Here is a 17671-nt window from a genome sequence, read left to right on the forward strand (position 1 = left end):
GTATGGGGATGGAGAAATGGATCACTCTTCTTTTTATGTTGTTAATAATGCAAAAACGCAGGATACAGCACATGATGGTAATGTAACAGGAGATCTCATAAATCAGCATAGTATAGAGAGATATCATGTTATTTGGAATCGAGATAAAGAAAATCAGCGTCGTGATTATACAAGAATCTATGCGTTTGAACTACCCACATGATTCAGTAATAAGAGGAGTTGACCTATGATGAAGAAATGGAAGCGAACATTGGCAATTGTGTTGATAAGCGCCTGTTTAGTCGGTGGAACCGCATGGGCAGACTCGCAGACATCGCCAGAAGTAGAAGCGGTAAAAGAGGCATTTATCGGCTCTCAGGATATTTCATATCAGATTGGATATTTTGAATCAGAAAATGGCAAGACTGATATGTTGACAGAGGAACATATTCAGGCATATATTGATGATTTTAACACAAAAATGGATCAGTATTATGCTGAGAGCAATGTTTGCCGTCAAACTTATAAAGAGACAAATGAGAAGATACTTCGTGAAATTGGAAAGAATAGAGTATGTTATGTTGCAGATGCAGGAGTGCTTGATTATACATTTCGTAACGTGAATATTAGTGAAGATGGACAGACAGCAACTGTAAAAGCTGTATGTCAGGTATGGGGGAACTGGGTAGAACAAAATGAAAATGATAAATTAGAAGTTACTGCTCCAATCAATCAAAATACTATAACTGCAACGATGGTAAAAGAGGATGGTCTGTGGAAGCTCCAGAATATTGACGAGATGAATGTGGAATTTGCTGGAGATGCGATCAATGAACTGGAGGAACAAAGAGAGGAGACTGTAGCCATCAGTGCGTACTCTGATGATCAGGTCAAGCAGATGGAAACCATTGACGAATATGTAGAACAAACTTGTTTGACAGAATATGAGACATTTGACGAAGCGTTGGCAGTTGCGGAAAGTTTGAATCCGGATGAAATTAACCCGTTTAAGCTGCTATTGAACAGAATTGAAAACTAACAATAAACAGATATGGATCCCCGTTTGTTTATCAATGGTAAACAGACGGGGATTACTCTGTGTCATAGTAAATTTTTAATAAAAAACTTTTCGTATTGTTGATAAAATTTCAAAGATTGGCTATACTATAATAATTAAGTAAAATAAAAATGGAGAAGGTGGATTATATGCCGAGAAAGCCAAATGAGAGTGGCGCACCGGAGCGGAGCGGCTCGGTCGCCGGCATGGAAGACAACCTGAAAAAGGCCGTTGCAGAGATGCTGGTGCTGTTTCTGCTGAACGAGCGCGATATGTATATTGGGGAAATCCCGGAGGAGCTGAACCGCCGCAGCGGCGGCACGTTCCAGATCGTGTTCCCGTATTCGATCATCTACCGGATGGTGAAATTCGAGTATATCGACGAGTGCAAGAAGCGCATTGCACCGGACGGCAGAAAACGGCAGTATTATGCGATTACCGAAAAGGGCAGGACATATTTGAAGGAATTGCGAGGATTGTTCCGACAGTTTTCTGAGGGAGTAGATACCATTCTGGCATCTGAGGGGGAGACATATGAACAGGAAGAATACAGCGGCGCGGAAGTACCTGAAACAGACGGGCAGGAAGCTGACCTGCGGCATGAGACAGAAACACAGGCTGATGAGCGACCTGAAACGGACGATTGGGATTTTTCTGGACGACTGTCCGGATGCCTCGTATGAGGATTTTCTGGAGGCGTTCGGCAGCCCTGCAGAGATGGCGGCAGAGATGCTGCGCGATGTGCCGGAACAGGAAATTGCAGGCGTTCAGCGCAACAGAAAGTGGATTCGGATTGCGTTGACAGCCTGTCTGGCGGCTGTGGCGGTCGGCGCATGCGGTACGGTTGCCTATTTTATCCGATACCCATATACGGCTGAGATTACAACTGTCATATATGAAGATGAAGATCATATACCGGAATATTGGAAATATGCGGAAAAGTATGGATTAAGTTATGAAATGGATGAAGAGGGAAATATTATTTCAGCAACAGATAGAGACGGAAATACCGTTGAAATCGATCAGAATGGTATACCGTTAGATCAATTAAAGTATGAGTCAGCAGACGGAACTCTTTCGGAGGAAACAGAATGATACATAGAGCAAAAAGAATCCTTTCCCTGTTGTGCATTCTTTGTCTGTGCAGCAGCGTAGCTGCGTCAGCCAGTGATACGGAAACCAGAGCTGTCCAATATTTCGATGGCTCCTATGCGGAGGTAACAGGCACAGAAGAACGGGCAAAGGATTGGACAGAGATGGTCATGGGATCAAAACAGTTTACCTATTATGATCCGCAGGGAAACGTCCTGTTTTCCTATATCATCAAGACACGATATGTTTATGACGGAACAAAAGCAGAGGACACAGGACACTTTACTATGTTTTATGTCTCAGAGGGCTGGGAGAAACAGGAGGACAGCTTTGACGGAAAACATGCAAAGGCAGTGTTTTCCAATGGAGAAACAGAAAAAACAGTTCGGTTAACCCTCTCATGCAGCAAAAACGGGAAAATTTCATAATAGAAATTCCTGCTTGGCAAAACCAGCGGGAATTTTTGATAAATAATATTTTTCATTGACAAATATATAAAATCGTGATAAAATATTTTCAATAAAAAATATTTAAGGAGCATGTATATGAAAAGGAAAGTTTTGGCGTGCGTGGGATTGCTTATTGCAGGTATTTTACTAGGTGCGTGCGGAAGCAGGGAATCAGCCAGTACAGTAGAAAAATCTTTTTCCGATTCATCAATATACAGTGCGGAGGAAATTGATGTTGCAATGGACGCTGTGATTGCTTATTTTGAAGAAGATATGAAGGGATGTACGCTGACCAAGGTAACGTATGACGAGGAAATCAATGAAATGCAGGGAGAAGACTGGGCAGAACAGTTTGATGCCGACAGGGCAATGCTTCTTGGAACAGTCTTTGATGTAAATAGCGAAGAAGGAAACAACGATTTTGAATTTTTGAAATCTGGTAAGACGTATGACTTTTTTGAATGGATTCTGACACAGGATGAAAATGGAAACTGGATCATACACGTGGAAGGTTATACATGATTAAAGAGAAAATCGGAAACTCCCCTGCCAGCCGCTTTTTGCGGCGAACAGGGGAGCTTTCGTTATTATATTGAGAATAATGTGCGGATTTCCTCCACGACATCCATCGTCGTTTTGTCCGCCTGCGCAATCAGTGCCGGATGTCCGTCCGCCATCGCGTACAGCGTGCCCGTGTGGCCGACAAGCGGGAGGTCATTTTCGTTGTCGCCGAAGGCAACGCATTCGCTCTGCGCTACATGCAGGTGGGTGCACAGCACATCTAATGCCGTGCCCTTGCCGCAGCCTTCGCGCAGAAAATCCATCCAACTGCTGCGACCGACTGCCGGGACGAGGTATGGGGCAAATTCGGTGAACTGCGACGCGAGCGCAGCGTCCACACCGCGTTTGCGATAGAGAGAAATTTTGATGAACGGCTCTTCAACCGCACAGATATCATCGACAACGGTTGTGTCGTTGCCCACATAATCGCGCAGGTGGGTGACAAAGTCCGGGTTGTTTGGCTGGGTATAGCAGGTGTGCACGCCGGAGAGCAGCGCTTCGCTGTCCGGCTGTGCAAGAATCTTCCGCATCAATGCTTGTCCAATGGTGCGGTCAATGGTTTCCTTCGAGAGAATTTCTCCCTGCCAAACAACAAGACTGCCGTTTTCACAAATATAGCCGATTTCATCGGCAACCGGTGCGAACAGATGACGGAGATTGCTGTATTGTCTGCCGCTGCATGCGGCAAAATAGACCCCGCGTGCACGCAGCTCGCGGATGAGCGGAAACAGGGCGGGCGGGATCGCATATTCGCCTTCGCGCATCAGCGTACCGTCGATATCGCTTGCAAGTAATCGAATCATAAAAGAATAGCTCCTGAAGTTGTTTTTTTCTTTTATTGTAGCATATCCGGCAGAACAAGAAAACCCTCCCCCGCAGTGGATGCAGGGAAGGGCAAATGTCGTTCCTGAGGAAGCAACTTATCTTGTTTTTGCGGTCTTTTTGGCTGCGCGCTCCGCGTCAATGGTCGGTTGGAAGCGCTTGACCTCCTTGGCAATGACACCGGACAGTGCAAGCAGGGAGATCAGGTTCGGGATTGCCATCAGCGCATTTGCGATATCGGACAGGTTCCAGACCAGATCGAGGGAAGTCGTTGCACCGACAAAAGCGATAAGTGCAAAGATAACACGGTAAGCCATGCAGATAGACGGCTTTCTGACGATGTATTCCAGTGCCTTTTCGCCGTGGTACTCCCAGCCCAGAATGGTCGAGAAGGCGAACAGGACGATGCCGATGGTAACCATCCAGCCGCCGAAGGTACCCAGAACGGATTCAAAGGCTGCGATGGTCAGTGCAGAACCGGTGAGCAGTTCGCCGGTAGCTGGATCAATCGTACCCAGAACACCGGAGCTGCAAATCGCAAGGCCGGTGACGGTGCAGATAACGATGGTGTCAAAGAAGGTACCCGTCATGTTGATATAGCCCTGACGCACCGGATCATCCGTGGTGGCAGCCGCTGCGGTGATTGCTGCCGAGCCCATGCCGGCCTCATTGGAGAATACGCCGCGGGCAACACCGTAACGCATGGAATTCATCATGCCGGAAACAATCGTACCGAGTACACCGCCGGTGACAGCGCCCGGTGTAAAGGCACACTTGAACATCAGAACAATGGCTGCCGGGATCTGGGTGATATTGCCAATGATAACAATGATACCGAAAATCAGATAGAAAACCGCCATAATCGGTACGATGACAGAGGAAACCTTGGACAGGCGGGTGATGCCGCCGAGCAGGATAATCAGAACCAGAACGGTAATCAGTGCGCCGGTAACCCAGGTCGGAACGGAGAAGGTGTTCTTCAGGGCGGAGGAAATGGAGTTTGCCTGCGTCATGTTGCCAATGCCAAACGATGCGATGACAGCGAAGATTGCGAACAGCATGGCCAGAACAGCACCAACGGTTTTATTCTTGAAGCCGCGCTTCATCGTGGTCATCGGGCCGCCGAGCATTTCGCCCTGATCGTTTACTGTGCGGTACTTGATGGCGAGCATACACTCGGAGAACTTGCTGGTCAGGCCGAAGATTGCGGAAATTTCCATCCAAACCAGAGCACCCGGGCCGCCGCTGACAAGAGCAGTTGCAACGCCGACGATGTTGCCGGTACCGATGGTAGCGGCAAGCGCCGTCATCAGTGCAGCGAACGGTGAGATATCACCGGTACCGCGGTTTGTCGTTCTGGCTTCCTTGCTCAGGACGGATTTCAGTGCATAGGGCAGATTGAGCCAGGTGCGGAAACCGATGCGGACTGTCAGGAAAATACCGGTGCCGACCAGCAGGATCAGCATGACCGGACCCCAGACAAAGCTGTCTACAGCGGAGACAATGTTTGAAAATGTTTCCATAGTTTTTTAACTCCCTTCATAAGCGTACAAAAAATGCAGACATACAAATAGCGGGAACGAGACGCCATTGTCTGTCTGCAATCATGCACTTGGTAGGTTATTCTTATCATACCGTATTTGCAGGATGATTTCAAGAAAAATTCAGAAATTTTGTTAATAATTTGTAAATTGCTGCTTAAAATAACATACAAGAAGAAAAAGTGCAGGCATGACGGAGTAAAATACCACTTTTTGCGTATTGCGAAACAGTTTTCTGTTGCAGGATATCCGTTTTATGATATGATACAATCAGAACAGAAAGAACGCAGGAGGAGCACAAACATGAAGAATTTTCGCTTGACCGTACAATACGACGGCAAGAGATACAGCGGCTGGCAGCGGCAGGGGAATACGGACAAAACCGTACAGGGAAAAATAGAGCAGATTCTGAGCCGTATGACCGGGCATGCCGTGGAGATCAACGGCGCAGGACGCACAGATGCGGGAGTGCATGCGCGGGCACAGGTTGCAAATGGAAAGATGAATACCGATAAAACTGCCGCAGAAATTATGGCATATCTGAACCAATACCTTCCGGCGGATATTGCCATAACTGCATGTGCGGAAATGCCGGAGCGATTTCATGCGCGACTGAATGCAAAGGGAAAGCGGTATTGCTACCGACTGTGTGACAGCGGCGTGCCGGATGTGTTCACACGCAGCTATGTATGTGCGTGGGACAACCGGCTGGATGAGTCTGCCATGCGGGAGGCCGCAGCATATCTCATCGGGACGCATGATTACCGCGCGTTTTCCTCCGTCAACAAGCGGTTTAAGAAATCCACTGTGCGCACGATTACCGCACTGGAAATCGAACGGAAGGGACAGGAGCTCTGGATCTCCGTACAGAGCACAGGATTTTTGTATAATATGGTTCGCATTCTCGTCGGAACGCTCGTAGAAGTCGGGGAAGGCAAACGCGCCCCTCAGTCCATGCCGGACATTTTAATCAGCCGTGACCGCCAGCAGGCGGGCATGACCATGCCGCCGCACGGCCTGATGCTGGAGGAAATTTTTTACTGATGGCGTTTACAGGCACTGCATGCCCAGTGCAAGCCCCGCAACAGCTGCGGCGATGCCGCAGAGATAACTTGCGCACAGATACCCCATGCCGACAGCAGGAAGTTTGCCGCGCAATAGATTCAGCGCTTCCACATGCAGTGTGGAAAATGTTGTAAAGCCGCCGAGAAAGCCGGTGCCGAGCAGCGCATACAGCTGGGCAGACAGGCTCCATGCACCCAGAATGCCGAGCACAAAGCTGCCGAGCAGGTTGATACAGAACGTGGCGAGCGGAAAGCTGCCATGCCAATACGCTTTGATGAAATGAGAGCAAGCCGCGCGGCAGACAGCGCCCATACCGCCGCCCAGTGCGACAGAAAGAATACATGCCGGTGTCATTGTTTGCCCTCCTTTGCGCGCGCGCACAGCATCAGCCCGCAGCGTGTGCCTGCATAGGCCGCGCACAGACCGCCGAGCATACTGACTGCGATATTCAGGGCGAGCAGGATATAGTTGTGCCCGAGCAGCAGCACGGCGTTTTCCTTTGAAAACGTCGAGAACGTGGTAAATGCGCCGATGAAGCCCGTTCCGACAGCGGTTCTGACCTTCTGCGGGACACCTGACAGATTGTTCACCAGCGCAAGTGCAAAGCAGCCGGCCAGATTGACAATGAGGGTGGAAAGTGGGAACGGATGCGTTCCGACCCAGCAGGAAATGGCGTACCGGCTGACGGCGCCCAGCGCACCGCACAGCCCGATCTGTAAATACATAGTAACATCCTTTCTGATTTCGTGAGTTCGATAGCTTCTTTTTACAGGAGTACCGCAAAAAACAAGGAATTGAGAAAAAATTTTCGTGTCCGAAAATCAAAAATGCACAAAATCCGGCACAAAAACAGGCATACATCACGTGATTTTTTGGCTTTTGTTGAAATTTTGACAAAAATATTTGTATATTGTAACAACAGTGAAGAACAATTTACGCCGTGTTTTCGACATGATATGCACACTTGCCAAATACAATTGTCTTTGGGTTCGTAATATTGAACAATTCATCTGTTGCGTTTTTGTCGTAAATGACTATAATAAAGATCGTTGAAGGGAACAACACACACACAGAAAGCCCTTCAAAAACATCCTTTCTTTTACCTTCCTTTTCTACTATATTCTGATAAATGCGGTGGGGGCCGCAGGGTACATAAGCGTCGGGAGAACTGTTCGCTGAATGTTGAAATAATTCTCTCTTCTCTCCTTATCCTTGTTGTTATGAAAGAACAGATCAATTCTCTCTGACTCTCGATTGCAGCGTACCCACAAAAAATTCCGCCATTGTGCAAGCAATGGCGGAATTTTTCTTTTATAAGGACTCAGAAGAATTGTCTTCTTCATTTTCCTCCACGCCGCGCATTCTGCGCAGTTCCTTGATGTGTTCATCCAGTGCGTCCATTTCTGCAACATAGGCTTCGGCAGCCGCTTTTTTCTGCTCCGGCGTGCCCTGGGCGAACGGGATTTTCCAGTGCGGTTCGAGATATTCCCGGCTGAACAGGAAACCGATGGCGGCGCCAAACAGCTGGTACCAGCCGACAGAGCCCTTTATCATGCCGAGGGCAAATACCTGGTTGATGACACCGAATACAACCATACCGGCACAGAAGCCGATAATGGCCATATAAAAACGGATGGCGGGCATGCGCCACAGCTGACGTTCGGTAAAATTGGGCTTCAGCGCGATGTAATCCGGATGTACCGGATAGTCCGGATCGGTTTCCGGATCTTTGACCGGTTCCGGCTGGACTTCGGTCTCCTCCGGCTCGTCGGATACCGGATGAATTTTCGATTTGTCAATGTTGCGGTCGTTTATTTCGTCTTTCAACTGGTTAAAGAAACTCATACACTCACTCTTCCTAATGGATTTCAGAGAATGCGGCGGCATTTCCGCGTCCCTGGAGCAACCGATTGCGATATTGCGATATATTATAGCATGAACGCCCCGAATCTGCAACCGATTCGGGGCATTTTGCACAAGCTGTTCGCGGATTGTCTGCGATAAAAAGACAGAATTGTCAAATTCCGGTATGTTCAGCAATCCGGATAGACGGAACGCAATCGATGCAGAACCTGTTCGGCATCAGTCACGCCGGTCGCTGCGCCGACTGTTTCCACCGAAACGGAAGCGCATGCGTTGGCATAGCGCGCACAGCCTGCAAAGCTGTGTCCATCGAGCAGGGCGGAGAGAAAGCCGGCGGCAAAGTTGTCACCCGCACCGGTGGTATCGATGCAGTTTGTGGGGCAGGCTGGGATGTGCTGTTGTCCGGCTTCGTCAGCGATCAGGCAGCCCTTTGCGCCGAGCTTGATGATGACATGCCGCACGCCTGTGTCGAGCAGCGCGTCTGCGACAGCGCTGGGCGATGTCATGCCTGTGATCTGCTGTGCTTCTGCGAGGTTTGCGAAGAAATAGTCCAGATAGCGCAGGGCAGGTGCGAGGTCGGCGAGTGTTTCGCCGTGCTTGGGCAGTGTCATGTCTGCGCAGGTAATCAGCCCGCGCCCGCGCACGCTGCGGAACAGCTGCTCGAGCTCATCGGGACCGATGAGCGGGAATACAAAAATACTCGCAAAGCAGAAGATTTTTGCCCCGTCCAGCGCCTCCGGCGTGATATCGCACGCCTCCAGTGCGCGCAGACTGCCGTGTGGATTGGTGAAAAAGCGGCGTTCGCCGTTGTTGTCGACCAGCACGACATTGATACCCGTGTCCAGACCTTCCATTTCACGAAAATGCTGTGTGTCGATTCCGGCAGAAGCACAGGTGCGCTTGAGATATGCGCCTGCGTCATCGCATCCAATGCGGGTGACCAGCCGCACACGCCTGCCGAGACGGGACAGCACGAGCGCTTCGTTCATCGCGTCACCGCCGGAGGTAAGGATAATGCGTCCGGCGGGCGTCGAGATCCGTGTGAAGACAGATGCATCTGCTGGCACAACAGGGATATCGATAATGGCAGCGCCTGCAATGACAATGTCACAGCAGTCAGACATAAAGCATTCCTCCAAATCAAATCGGATTTTTACGGAAGACCGCGGGGGTCAGACCGGTTTTTCCGGAAAAAGATGTGATAAAATTCGCTTCGCTGTGATAACCGACGCGGAAAGCAATCTGCTTGACCGACAGCTTCGTGGTCAGCAGCAGTTCCTTGGCGGCGTCGATGCGGCGCAGCGTGATAAACTCATGCGGGGAAAAGCCTGTGCGTACTTTGAACAAACGCGACAGGTGCGATGGGCTGAGGTTGACGGAAGCAGCCACATCGCTGACCGACAGGTCTTCAAACAGGTGCTGCGTGATGTAATCGATGACCTGAGAGACTGCGTCGCTGTCATCGTCCTGCTGCATGGAATGCGGCACGACAATGAGCTCGCACAGCAGGCGGTGGATGCGCTGTGACTGCTCGCCTTCGCTCATGCGTCCCGGCAGGCGGAAGGCATTGATGAGCTGAAGCATGGCGGTCTTGGTATTGTGCGAGGACGGGGGAGTCAGTACCAGCCGTTCGCCGTTCATCGTGCGGATATAGGAGAAGAAATCCTTTGTATTGCAGCCCTCCAGATGCATCCAGAGCGCTTCCGTATCCTCACGCGCGTAATAATGGTGCGGCAGCGTGCAGTCGATCAGGGCCACCTGTCCGGGCATCACAATGGCGCTCATACCTGCGTTTTCGACAAACAGCGAACCGGAGCAGATATAAAAAAGCATGCAATTCCGGTGGCTTGGCAGGCGGGCAACCTCAGAGTCATCGGTGAAATTGTATTCGGTTGTGCAGAAGTAGTGGCCACAGCGCGTGATATAGTAAAACAGCTGGCTTGCGGCCGCACTGGGGGTGTTGAAAAAACGGTCGGATTCCAGCAGAACACCGGGTTCATTGCATTTTCCCACAGCACATTCCTCCTTTTTTTTATTATAGCACAAAATCAAAATGAATTGGTTGATTTTTTTATTGTTTTAAAAAAAGAAATGAATATACTGTAAGAAAAGAACCGGAAGAACGCGAACGTACCGCATGTATTGCGGATGGGATTGGATCGCGTTTTTTCTAAATATTTGCATCAAATAACGGGAAAAAAGGGAAGGATTCACTATGATTCGGGACAAAAAGTTCTATAAAACCTTTGCGATTCTGACGCTCAGTATCGCGCTGCAAAACTTGCTGACCTATTCGGTCAATCTGGCAGATAATATCATGATCGGGCGATATTCGCAGGATGCCCTGTCCGGTGTCTCACTGTGCAACCAGTTCCAGTTCTTTTTACAGATGCTGGTTGTCGGTGTGAGTGAGGGCATTGTCGTACTCGGCGCACGGTACTGGGGCAAAAAGGAGATCAAGCCGATTCCCAGCATCATCGGCTGCGGCCTGCGCTTCGGCGGCGGACTGGCGGCAGTATTGTTTGTACTGGCACTGCTGTTCCCGCATCAACTTATCGGTCTGATGACCAATGACGCGGCGGTTGCAGAAGAAGCGATCAAATATCTGCGCATTATTTGCTTTACTTATATTATTTTTGCCATCACCAATATGCTGGCGTCTTCGCTGCGCTCCATTGGCATTGTAAAAATTGGATATATCATTGCGGGCTCTACGCTGTGCATTAACATCGTACTCAATTACATCCTGATTTACGGCCATTTCGGTGCACCTGCGCTCGGTGTGCGCGGCGCTGCCATTGCCACTCTGGTTTCGCGCACAGTAGAGCTGCTGATTGTCATCTGGTATTTGAAATACCGGGAGCATACGCTCAACCTCACGCTGAAAAAGCTGATCTGCATTGATACACGGTATATGGCGGATTATATCCGCATTTCCCTGCCGCTGCTCGTTACACAGGCACTGTGGGGCATCAATTCCATTTTCCAGACCGCAATCATCGGCAACATGGACGATTCTGCATCGGTTCTGCCGGCAAACTCAATTTCAGTTATCGTCTATCAGATTATTTCTGTTGTCGGGTATGGCGCAGCGAGCGCGGCGGCGATTGTCACCGGGCGCACGCTGGGTGAGCATGAGGATGACCCGGTCGCCGGCATTAAGCCCGTGCTGCACACGCTGCAAATTGTCTTTCTTGCCATCGGCGTAGTCACGGGCGTGGTTCTGTACCTGTCTCAGTGGCCAATTCTGATGATCTACAACACGCTGACCCCGCGCGCTGCGGAGCTGACCGGTCAGTTTATCACAGTGCTGGCGGTCACGACGGTCGGCACATGTTACCAGATGGCGACCGACTGCGGCTTCCTCCGCGCCGGCGGCGACACAAAATTCAGCATGATTAACAACAATATCTGGACATGGCTCATCTGTCTGCCGAGTGCGTTCCTGTGCGCATTTGTGTTCCATTTTCCACCTGCTGTTGTCTTCTTCTGCCTGAAGATGGATCAGCTCGGAAAATGCCCGGTTGTGTTCCTGCGCATCCGCTCGTTCAAGTGGATTCACAAGGTTACCCGGTAATGAAATCAAAAGCTGCCCGCAAGCGCGGGCAGCTTTTGTGTATCTACCGGAAGGATCAGAATGGGGACGGCTCACCGACAAAGCCGCTGTCAAACCGCGCGGCATACGCACGGTACTGCTCTGCGGTCATGGTCGGCTGGAAGCGGTCGGTCAGCGCACGCGCCTGCGCAGCATTGTCGCGCAGCAGGCGGTATATTGTCAGTGCAGCGAGCTTTGCGGGCTGTACATAGGCCGCTTTTTCATTAGTAATGCGGAAATCCGCGCCATGCAGTGTGCCGGAAAAGCCGGAAAACGTGAAGTTTACGACCGGCATGCGGTGTGACAGATCGCCGACATCAGTCGATGCTGCGTTGTGCACAAGCGGGCTGACCGATTCAAAGGTATTTCCGTCCGCGTCTGCGAGCAGAGAAGCGGCTTGTGTCAGCGCTTCGCACGGCAGACACGGTACTGTGGGCAGATAACCCATGCCGTCGGTGATTTCAACGTCGGCACCGAAGGCATACGCCGCGCCGCGGTAGGCGCGGTCAATTTTTTTGTCGGTTTCCAGCAGAGCATCCCAGGTCTTTGCGCGCACCTGCAAATCCACAATGACTTCGTCCGGCACTACGTTGACTGCCGTGCTGCGCATGCGCACGACTTCGCCGATGCGGATACAGTCCTCGTCGCGGAAGGTACTGCGCAGCATGCCGATGGCACTGCGCGCGAGTGTCACGACATCCAGCGCATTGATGCCCTTTTCCGGTGAAATGGCGGTGTGTGAAGCGCGCCCTTTGATGCGGATGAGCTTGGACAGGAAACCGCTGGTCGAGTTGCTGCCGAGCAGGAAATCGCTGTCACAGTGCACCATGTGTGCATGTGTGGTCACTGCCACATCGATGCCGTCAAAAGCACGGTCCATCAACAGCTGGGGCTTGCCGCCGCAGTAATCTGCCACGCCATCCTGCTGCAGCTGTGCCATGCGGTTCATCGGCACATGCTCCTCGCATGGGACGGCGAAAAATACCGCACTTCCACCCAGCTCTGCTGCAATTTCCGGGTCGCTCAGTGCAAGTGCTGCGCCCGCAAGGGCGGCCAGCTGCATATGGTGGCCACAGGCGTGGGACATACCGGTTTCCGGTACCGCCAATGGATGTTCCGGGCAGCGAATGCCGTCCAGCTCGCCGATCAGACAGACGGCTGGACGCGCTGTACCCACCTGTGCACGCACACCGGTGACAGCGAGGCCGGTTTCCGGGTGCAGCCCACAGAGATGCTCCAGCCAGTCTGCAACGCGCTGTGCTGTGCGGTGTTCGGTATAGCCCAGCTCGGCGTGCGCATAAATATCGTTGGCAAATGCCGCCAGTTCGGACGCATGGTCATCGAGAATGCGGCAGATGCGTGCTTCGATCGTGTTCATGGAAAAATCCCTCCTGCTGTCTCTCAGTATACCGCGCGCGAAAAACGGTTGCAAGGCGCAAATATCGCGGTATAATGGGAGGTGACAGACAGAACATAGGACAAAAGGAGTAGATGAACATGAAATTTTGCTATGAATGCGGCACCGAGCTGACGGAAAAATATCTCGAACGAGAGGGCATGGTGCAGTTTTGCCCGAAATGTAAACAGTTCCGATTTCCGATCTTTCATACCGCCGTCAGCATGGAAGTGCTCAACCCGGCACAGACACATGTGCTGCTGATCCAGCAGTACGGCAAAACGCGGAATATCCTTGTTGCGGGCTATGTCAGCCGCGGTGAGCAGGCAGAGCAGGCTGTAGCACGTGAGGTACAGGAGGAAACCGGACTGCATGTGCACGATATTACCTTTCGGAAGAGCCAGTTTTTTGAGCCGAGTAATACACTCATGCTGAATTTTTCCTGTGTGGCAGACAGCGAAGATCTGAGCGGCATCACGGACGAGGTTGACCGCGCGGCATGGTTTCCACTGGAGGAGGCATCGCAGGCAATCGCACAGAACAGTCTCGCACAGGCATTCCTGAATAACTTTTTACAGCATCGCGCGCAGTGACATACGCTTCGGGCAGCCGTGCGGATCCAGCTCAAAAAATAATATCCAAAATCTGGAATAAATTTCTCCGGAAAGCCTTTACAGAAAATCCGCCGCATGGTATGATAATTACATGAGAAATTACGATGATACGGCGGTTTCCGCCGAGTTTCAGGACAAAAACGGGGGAATGGACAACGGCGGTGTGCTGCCGTCCTCGCAGATGTTTCTGCACCTTCCGTCAGAGTTTGCGCGGTCTGCGCTGATTTACGCAGCCTATGTCGGGCACTACTTTTGCGATCATACCTATACCGTCCACCGCAACCAGTTCGACTATTATATGCTTGCCGTTGTCGACAGCGGAGGGATGTTTTTTCAGTACAATGGCGAACGGTTTGAAGTGCATGCGGGGGAAGTGATCCTGCTCGACTGCCGCAGACCGCATACCTATGGCGCGATTGACAGCGTTTCGTTCCGGTATATCTATTTCCGCGGCGGCAGCAGCGATGCGTATTACCGGCTGCTGGCGGGAGAAAACGGATATTTTACCCGCCCGGCGCGCTCCGTCGAGGTTCAGAGTGCGATCCAGAGCATTTTCGCGCTTGTTACCGATACCATGTACGACGAGCACCGAGTCTCGGTACAGCTGTACCGGATTCTTGCTGAACTCTCCGGCTCGGATGGGCGCGGCGAATCCGTGCAGAACGCCGCTGTTTTGCATGCGATTGCATATATGGAGCATCATTTCTTTGAAAAGCTCACAATCGAGCAGATTGCAGATCAGGTCAACCTGAGTGAATATTATTTCAGCCGTCTGTTCCGCCGCTGTACATCCATGTCGCCACACGCCTATCTGGTCAATCTGCGCATTACCATGGCGCGCCAGCTGCTCACTGTATCACAGAAATCGGTCGAACGCATCGCGGAGGAGTGCGGCTTCCACAGTACGACGAACTTCATTCGCTCGTTCCGTGAGCATGTCGGCTGTACACCCAAACAGTTCCGCCGCGCCGCAATGGAGGAACACCGCGAAGAAAATACATAAATAATTTATCGTTAACCTGAAAATAAAAATAGGTTGACAATCGCTTTGCATGCGTGTATACTAATCCTTGTCCGGAAAATCGGACAGGGATTTTTTAAATGAATTGAGTGAAAAAAGACAATGGAACAGAAAAAAACCAAGACAAATGTACGTGAAATGGCACTGATTGCGGTTATGGCGGCAGTCACCTGTGTGCTCGGCCCGCTGTCCGTCCCGATCGGCGTCGTTCCGATTTCGTTTACCAACCTCGCGGTTTACCTTGCGATTTATGTGCTCGGTTGCAAGCGCGGCACAATCAGCTACATCGTATACCTGCTGATCGGACTGGTTGGCGTGCCGGTCTTTTCCAGCTTTACCGGCGGTGTCGGCAAACTGTTTGGGCCGACCGGCGGCTACCTCATCGGCTTCATTTTTATGGCGCTGATCTGCGGCTGGTTTATCGACAAATTTGACTGCAAGCTGGTGCCCAGCTTTGTCGGCATGGTGCTTGGCACGATTGTGTGCTATGTGTTCGGCACGGTCTGGCTGGCATATCAGGCTGGGATGTCGTTCTATGCGGCACTGGCAGCAGGTGTTCTGCCGTTTATCATCGGCGATCTCGTCAAGATGGTGATTGCCGCGGTCATCGGCCCGCAGGTTCGCCGCCAGCTGGCACGCGCAGGTCTGACCACAAAATAAAACAGACAGCTTCGGATGACAAAAAGATAGCAAAAAACAGCGCTTCACCTCAGTGCGAAGCGCTGTTTGCGTCTGTATGAATTTATTCCTCTGCACGGCCGAATTCGGCAAGGCGCAGATCGGGGTTTTTGTCCATCGCCCAGTTCATGTTCCACATGCTGGTGAACAGCAGCAGGTAGCGTCCACGGTAATCCTGAACAACCTTGCTGTCCGAGGTGATTTTCAGCTCATCCGGCTGAACTTCCTCGTTTTCAATCCAGCGCAGGTACTGGTACGGCAGGCTCTCCATGACGATATCTACGCGGTATTCGTTCTTCAGACGGTATTCGAGCACGTCCAGCTGAAGGGTGCCGACAACGCCGACAATGACCTCTTCCATGCCGGTGTGCGGCTCCTGGAAAATCTGGATGGCACCTTCCTGTGCAATCTGTTCCATGCCCTTGATGAACTGTTTGCGCTTCATGGTATCCTTCTGGCGGATGCGGCAGAAGACCTCCGGGGCGAAGGTCGGGATACCGGAGAATTTGCAGTCAAAGCCCGGGGTGCAGACCGTGTCACCGATGGAGAAAATGCCCGGGTCAAATACGCCGATGATGTCGCCTGCGTACGCCTCGTCGATAATGGCGCGATCCTGTGCCATCATCTGCTGCGGCTGTGCGAGCTGGATTTTTTTACCTGCCTGCACGTGGTAGACATCCATGCCCTTTTCAAATTTGCCCGAGCAGATGCGCATGAACGCGATGCGGTCACGGTGCGCCTTGTTCATGTTCGCCTGAATCTTGAAAACAAAGGCGGAGAAATGCTCGTCAAACGGGTCGACAATCTCACCATGCGAAGTACGCGCGGTCGGGGGCGGCGTCATCTCCAAAAAGTACTGGAGGAACGGCTCGACGCCGAAGTTGGTCAGGGCAGAGCCGAAGAAGACAGGGGACAGTGTGCCTTCACGCACGCGGTCGAGGTCGAAGTCCTCGCCGGCGCCGCTCAGCAGCTCAATGTCGTCCTGAAGGGTATCCCACAGACGTTCCCCGATCAGCGACTCAAGTGCCGGGTCATCGATGGGATAGATGGTGGACTTTGCCTCCTTGACGCCGGAAACAGAAGCTGCCTCGAACGCCATGATGTGATTTTTCTGGCGGTCATAGACGCCCTTGAACTCCTTGCCGCAGCCAATCGGCCAGTTGACAGCATAGGTGTCGATGCCGAGTTCCTTTTCCAGCTCATCCAGCAGGTCATACGGATCACGCGACTCAAGGTCCATCTTGTTGATAAACGTAAAAATCGGGATACCGCGCATGGAGCAGACCTTGAACAGCTTGCGCGTCTGAGCCTCGACACCCTTGGAGGCATCGATGACCATGATAGCGGAATCTGCCGCCATCAGCGTGCGGTAGGTGTCCTCCGAGAAGTCCTGATGGCCTGGCGTGTCCAGAATGTTGATGCAGTGGCCTGCATACTCGAACTGGAGGACGGACGAGGTGACGGAAATACCGCGCTGCTTTTCGATTTCCATCCAGTCGGAAACCGCATGGCGGGTGTTTTTCTTGCCCTTTACGGTGCCGGCGAGCTGGATGGCTCCGCCGTAGAGCAGGAATTTCTCCGTGATGGTCGTTTTACCGGCGTCCGGGTGCGAAATAATCGCAAACGTGCGGCGTTTGGTGATTTCTGATTTCAGATCTGACAAATGAATAACCTCCGATCAGGGTGATTCAGAATAATTCAGTAAAAAAGCGCCGACAACAATATGCGGCGCATACATATTTAATATAACATAACTCGCCGGAAAATACAATCACATAACCGGCGAAAAATAGGCAGAAAAGCGGCGCGCCGATTTGGTAGGAGATTCGGCGCGCCATACAGTAAAGAGAGAGATATATGAAAGCACAGAATGGGAAAACTGTGCGGTGGCAGGCTAAGAAAAGAAGCCTTAAAGTGAAGGAAAACGGTTTTTTTCTT

Annotated in this window: 20 protein-coding genes; 11 read left to right on the top strand and 9 right to left on the bottom strand. The window is 51.4% G+C overall.

Going from position 1 to position 17671, the window contains the following annotated elements; genetic code table 11:
* The first annotated feature begins 16 nt into the window (after nucleotides 1-16).
* The 6 genes from ACLM7Z_RS08055 (at nucleotide 17) to ACLM7Z_RS08080 (ending at nucleotide 3099) form a co-directional block, all read left to right on the top strand.
* The gene (locus ACLM7Z_RS08055) at nucleotides 17-202 is read left to right on the top strand and encodes a hypothetical protein (protein ID WP_435644837.1); all 186 of its coding nucleotides are present in this window, start codon (nucleotides 17-19) and stop codon (nucleotides 200-202) included.
* A gap of 24 nt (nucleotides 203-226) precedes the next feature.
* A complete protein-coding gene (locus ACLM7Z_RS08060; RefSeq protein WP_435644838.1) occupies nucleotides 227-1018 on the top strand; it encodes a hypothetical protein in 792 nt (263 codons plus the stop codon).
* Between the two features lie 167 nt (nucleotides 1019-1185).
* Complete coding sequence (locus ACLM7Z_RS08065) at nucleotides 1186-1719, top strand: PadR family transcriptional regulator (protein ID WP_165761067.1); 534 nt, start codon at nucleotides 1186-1188, stop codon at nucleotides 1717-1719.
* Nucleotides 1720-1753: 34 nt separating this feature from the next.
* Nucleotides 1754-2131 carry a hypothetical protein gene (locus ACLM7Z_RS08070; RefSeq protein WP_133058264.1) on the top strand — a complete coding sequence of 126 codons (378 nt, stop codon included), beginning with the start codon at nucleotides 1754-1756 and terminating at the stop codon, nucleotides 2129-2131.
* Nucleotides 2128-2556, top strand: coding sequence for a hypothetical protein (locus tag ACLM7Z_RS08075; RefSeq protein ID WP_087018417.1), 429 nt, complete (start codon nucleotides 2128-2130; stop codon nucleotides 2554-2556). The genes ACLM7Z_RS08070 and ACLM7Z_RS08075 overlap by 4 nt, the downstream gene beginning before the upstream one ends.
* Nucleotides 2557-2673: 117 nt before the next feature.
* Nucleotides 2674-3099 carry a hypothetical protein gene (locus ACLM7Z_RS08080; RefSeq protein ID WP_133058263.1) on the top strand — a complete coding sequence of 142 codons (426 nt, stop codon included), beginning with the start codon at nucleotides 2674-2676 and terminating at the stop codon, nucleotides 3097-3099.
* 65 nt (nucleotides 3100-3164) lie between these two features.
* Here ACLM7Z_RS08080 and ACLM7Z_RS08085 read toward each other — a convergent pair whose 3' ends face one another.
* Both ACLM7Z_RS08085 and ACLM7Z_RS08090 read right to left on the bottom strand, forming a co-directional pair.
* A complete protein-coding gene (locus tag ACLM7Z_RS08085) occupies nucleotides 3165-3941 on the bottom strand; it encodes an HAD-IIB family hydrolase (RefSeq protein ID WP_087018413.1) in 777 nt (258 codons plus the stop codon).
* A 117-nt stretch (nucleotides 3942-4058) separates the two neighbouring features.
* Entirely contained in the window at nucleotides 4059-5483 is a 1425-nt protein-coding gene (locus tag ACLM7Z_RS08090) for an alanine/glycine:cation symporter family protein (protein ID WP_087018411.1), read from the bottom strand.
* Between the two features lie 321 nt (nucleotides 5484-5804).
* Here ACLM7Z_RS08090 and truA point away from each other — a divergent pair, with 321 nt between their 5' ends.
* On the top strand, nucleotides 5805-6545 hold the full coding sequence (gene truA / locus ACLM7Z_RS08095; protein ID WP_435644839.1) for a tRNA pseudouridine(38-40) synthase TruA: 741 nt from the start codon (nucleotides 5805-5807) through the stop codon (nucleotides 6543-6545).
* Nucleotides 6546-6551: 6 nt separating this feature from the next.
* On the opposite strand, the gene ACLM7Z_RS08100 is transcribed toward truA, so the two are convergent.
* The 5 genes from ACLM7Z_RS08100 to ACLM7Z_RS08120 form a co-directional block, all read right to left on the bottom strand.
* Entirely contained in the window at nucleotides 6552-6920 is a 369-nt protein-coding gene (locus ACLM7Z_RS08100; RefSeq protein WP_087018407.1) for a fluoride efflux transporter FluC, read from the bottom strand.
* Nucleotides 6917-7291 carry a CrcB family protein gene (locus tag ACLM7Z_RS08105; RefSeq protein WP_273349204.1) on the bottom strand — a complete coding sequence of 125 codons (375 nt, stop codon included), beginning with the start codon at nucleotides 7289-7291 and terminating at the stop codon, nucleotides 6917-6919. The genes ACLM7Z_RS08100 and ACLM7Z_RS08105 overlap by 4 nt, the downstream gene beginning before the upstream one ends.
* Nucleotides 7292-7877: 586 nt before the next feature.
* Nucleotides 7878-8411, bottom strand: coding sequence for a hypothetical protein (locus ACLM7Z_RS08110; protein WP_435644840.1), 534 nt, complete (start codon nucleotides 8409-8411; stop codon nucleotides 7878-7880).
* A 188-nt stretch (nucleotides 8412-8599) separates the two neighbouring features.
* Complete coding sequence (locus tag ACLM7Z_RS08115) at nucleotides 8600-9553, bottom strand: carbohydrate kinase family protein (protein ID WP_087018399.1); 954 nt, start codon at nucleotides 9551-9553, stop codon at nucleotides 8600-8602.
* A 16-nt stretch (nucleotides 9554-9569) separates the two neighbouring features.
* Complete coding sequence (locus ACLM7Z_RS08120; RefSeq protein WP_087018397.1) at nucleotides 9570-10442, bottom strand: helix-turn-helix domain-containing protein; 873 nt, start codon at nucleotides 10440-10442, stop codon at nucleotides 9570-9572.
* Nucleotides 10443-10644: 202 nt separating this feature from the next.
* Here ACLM7Z_RS08120 and ACLM7Z_RS08125 point away from each other — a divergent pair, with 202 nt between their 5' ends.
* Nucleotides 10645-12006 carry an MATE family efflux transporter gene (locus ACLM7Z_RS08125; protein WP_087018395.1) on the top strand — a complete coding sequence of 454 codons (1362 nt, stop codon included), beginning with the start codon at nucleotides 10645-10647 and terminating at the stop codon, nucleotides 12004-12006.
* 55 nt (nucleotides 12007-12061) lie between these two features.
* Here ACLM7Z_RS08125 and ACLM7Z_RS08130 read toward each other — a convergent pair whose 3' ends face one another.
* Nucleotides 12062-13402 (bottom strand): M20/M25/M40 family metallo-hydrolase, encoded by a 1341-nt coding sequence (locus ACLM7Z_RS08130; protein ID WP_087018393.1) that lies wholly within the window; start codon nucleotides 13400-13402, stop codon nucleotides 12062-12064.
* 119 nt (nucleotides 13403-13521) lie between these two features.
* Here ACLM7Z_RS08130 and ACLM7Z_RS08135 point away from each other — a divergent pair, with 119 nt between their 5' ends.
* From ACLM7Z_RS08135 to ACLM7Z_RS08145, 3 genes are all read left to right on the top strand, one after another.
* Complete coding sequence (locus ACLM7Z_RS08135; protein WP_435644841.1) at nucleotides 13522-14013, top strand: NAD(+) diphosphatase; 492 nt, start codon at nucleotides 13522-13524, stop codon at nucleotides 14011-14013.
* A gap of 112 nt (nucleotides 14014-14125) precedes the next feature.
* On the top strand, nucleotides 14126-15037 hold the full coding sequence (locus tag ACLM7Z_RS08140; protein WP_087018390.1) for a helix-turn-helix domain-containing protein: 912 nt from the start codon (nucleotides 14126-14128) through the stop codon (nucleotides 15035-15037).
* Nucleotides 15038-15157: 120 nt separating this feature from the next.
* Nucleotides 15158-15715: a biotin transporter BioY gene (locus ACLM7Z_RS08145; protein ID WP_087018388.1), complete on the top strand. Its 558-nt coding sequence runs from the start codon at nucleotides 15158-15160 to the stop codon at nucleotides 15713-15715.
* 82 nt (nucleotides 15716-15797) lie between these two features.
* On the opposite strand, the gene ACLM7Z_RS08150 is transcribed toward ACLM7Z_RS08145, so the two are convergent.
* The gene (locus ACLM7Z_RS08150) at nucleotides 15798-17396 is read right to left on the bottom strand and encodes a peptide chain release factor 3 (RefSeq protein ID WP_087018386.1); all 1599 of its coding nucleotides are present in this window, start codon (nucleotides 17394-17396) and stop codon (nucleotides 15798-15800) included.
* Nucleotides 17397-17671 lie beyond the last annotated feature (275 nt).

Source organism: Butyricicoccus porcorum, assembly GCF_051246315.1.
In the GTDB taxonomy this organism is placed as follows: Bacteria; Bacillota; Clostridia; order Oscillospirales; family Butyricicoccaceae; genus Butyricicoccus_A; species Butyricicoccus_A porcorum.

Excerpts from the sequence above, each read along its gene's own strand:
- ACLM7Z_RS08055 (WP_435644837.1), top strand. The coding sequence starts at position 17 with ATGGATCACTCTTCTTTTTATGTTGTTAATAATGCAAAAACGCAGGAT.
- ACLM7Z_RS08060 (WP_435644838.1), top strand. The coding sequence starts at position 227 with ATGATGAAGAAATGGAAGCGAACATTGGCAATTGTGTTGATAAGCGCC.
- ACLM7Z_RS08065 (WP_165761067.1), top strand. The coding sequence starts at position 1,186 with ATGCCGAGAAAGCCAAATGAGAGTGGCGCACCGGAGCGGAGCGGCTCG.
- ACLM7Z_RS08070 (WP_133058264.1), top strand. The coding sequence starts at position 1,754 with ATGGCGGCAGAGATGCTGCGCGATGTGCCGGAACAGGAAATTGCAGGC.
- ACLM7Z_RS08075 (WP_087018417.1), top strand. The coding sequence starts at position 2,128 with ATGATACATAGAGCAAAAAGAATCCTTTCCCTGTTGTGCATTCTTTGT.
- ACLM7Z_RS08080 (WP_133058263.1), top strand. The coding sequence starts at position 2,674 with ATGAAAAGGAAAGTTTTGGCGTGCGTGGGATTGCTTATTGCAGGTATT.
- ACLM7Z_RS08085 (WP_087018413.1), bottom strand. The coding sequence starts at position 3,941 with ATGATTCGATTACTTGCAAGCGATATCGACGGTACGCTGATGCGCGAA.
- ACLM7Z_RS08090 (WP_087018411.1), bottom strand. The coding sequence starts at position 5,483 with ATGGAAACATTTTCAAACATTGTCTCCGCTGTAGACAGCTTTGTCTGG.
- truA (WP_435644839.1), top strand. The coding sequence starts at position 5,805 with ATGAAGAATTTTCGCTTGACCGTACAATACGACGGCAAGAGATACAGC.
- ACLM7Z_RS08100 (WP_087018407.1), bottom strand. The coding sequence starts at position 6,920 with ATGACACCGGCATGTATTCTTTCTGTCGCACTGGGCGGCGGTATGGGC.
- ACLM7Z_RS08105 (WP_273349204.1), bottom strand. The coding sequence starts at position 7,291 with ATGTATTTACAGATCGGGCTGTGCGGTGCGCTGGGCGCCGTCAGCCGG.
- ACLM7Z_RS08110 (WP_435644840.1), bottom strand. The coding sequence starts at position 8,411 with ATGAGTTTCTTTAACCAGTTGAAAGACGAAATAAACGACCGCAACATT.
- ACLM7Z_RS08115 (WP_087018399.1), bottom strand. The coding sequence starts at position 9,553 with ATGTCTGACTGCTGTGACATTGTCATTGCAGGCGCTGCCATTATCGAT.
- ACLM7Z_RS08125 (WP_087018395.1), top strand. The coding sequence starts at position 10,645 with ATGATTCGGGACAAAAAGTTCTATAAAACCTTTGCGATTCTGACGCTC.
- ACLM7Z_RS08130 (WP_087018393.1), bottom strand. The coding sequence starts at position 13,402 with ATGAACACGATCGAAGCACGCATCTGCCGCATTCTCGATGACCATGCG.
- ACLM7Z_RS08135 (WP_435644841.1), top strand. The coding sequence starts at position 13,522 with ATGAAATTTTGCTATGAATGCGGCACCGAGCTGACGGAAAAATATCTC.
- ACLM7Z_RS08140 (WP_087018390.1), top strand. The coding sequence starts at position 14,126 with ATGAGAAATTACGATGATACGGCGGTTTCCGCCGAGTTTCAGGACAAA.
- ACLM7Z_RS08145 (WP_087018388.1), top strand. The coding sequence starts at position 15,158 with ATGGAACAGAAAAAAACCAAGACAAATGTACGTGAAATGGCACTGATT.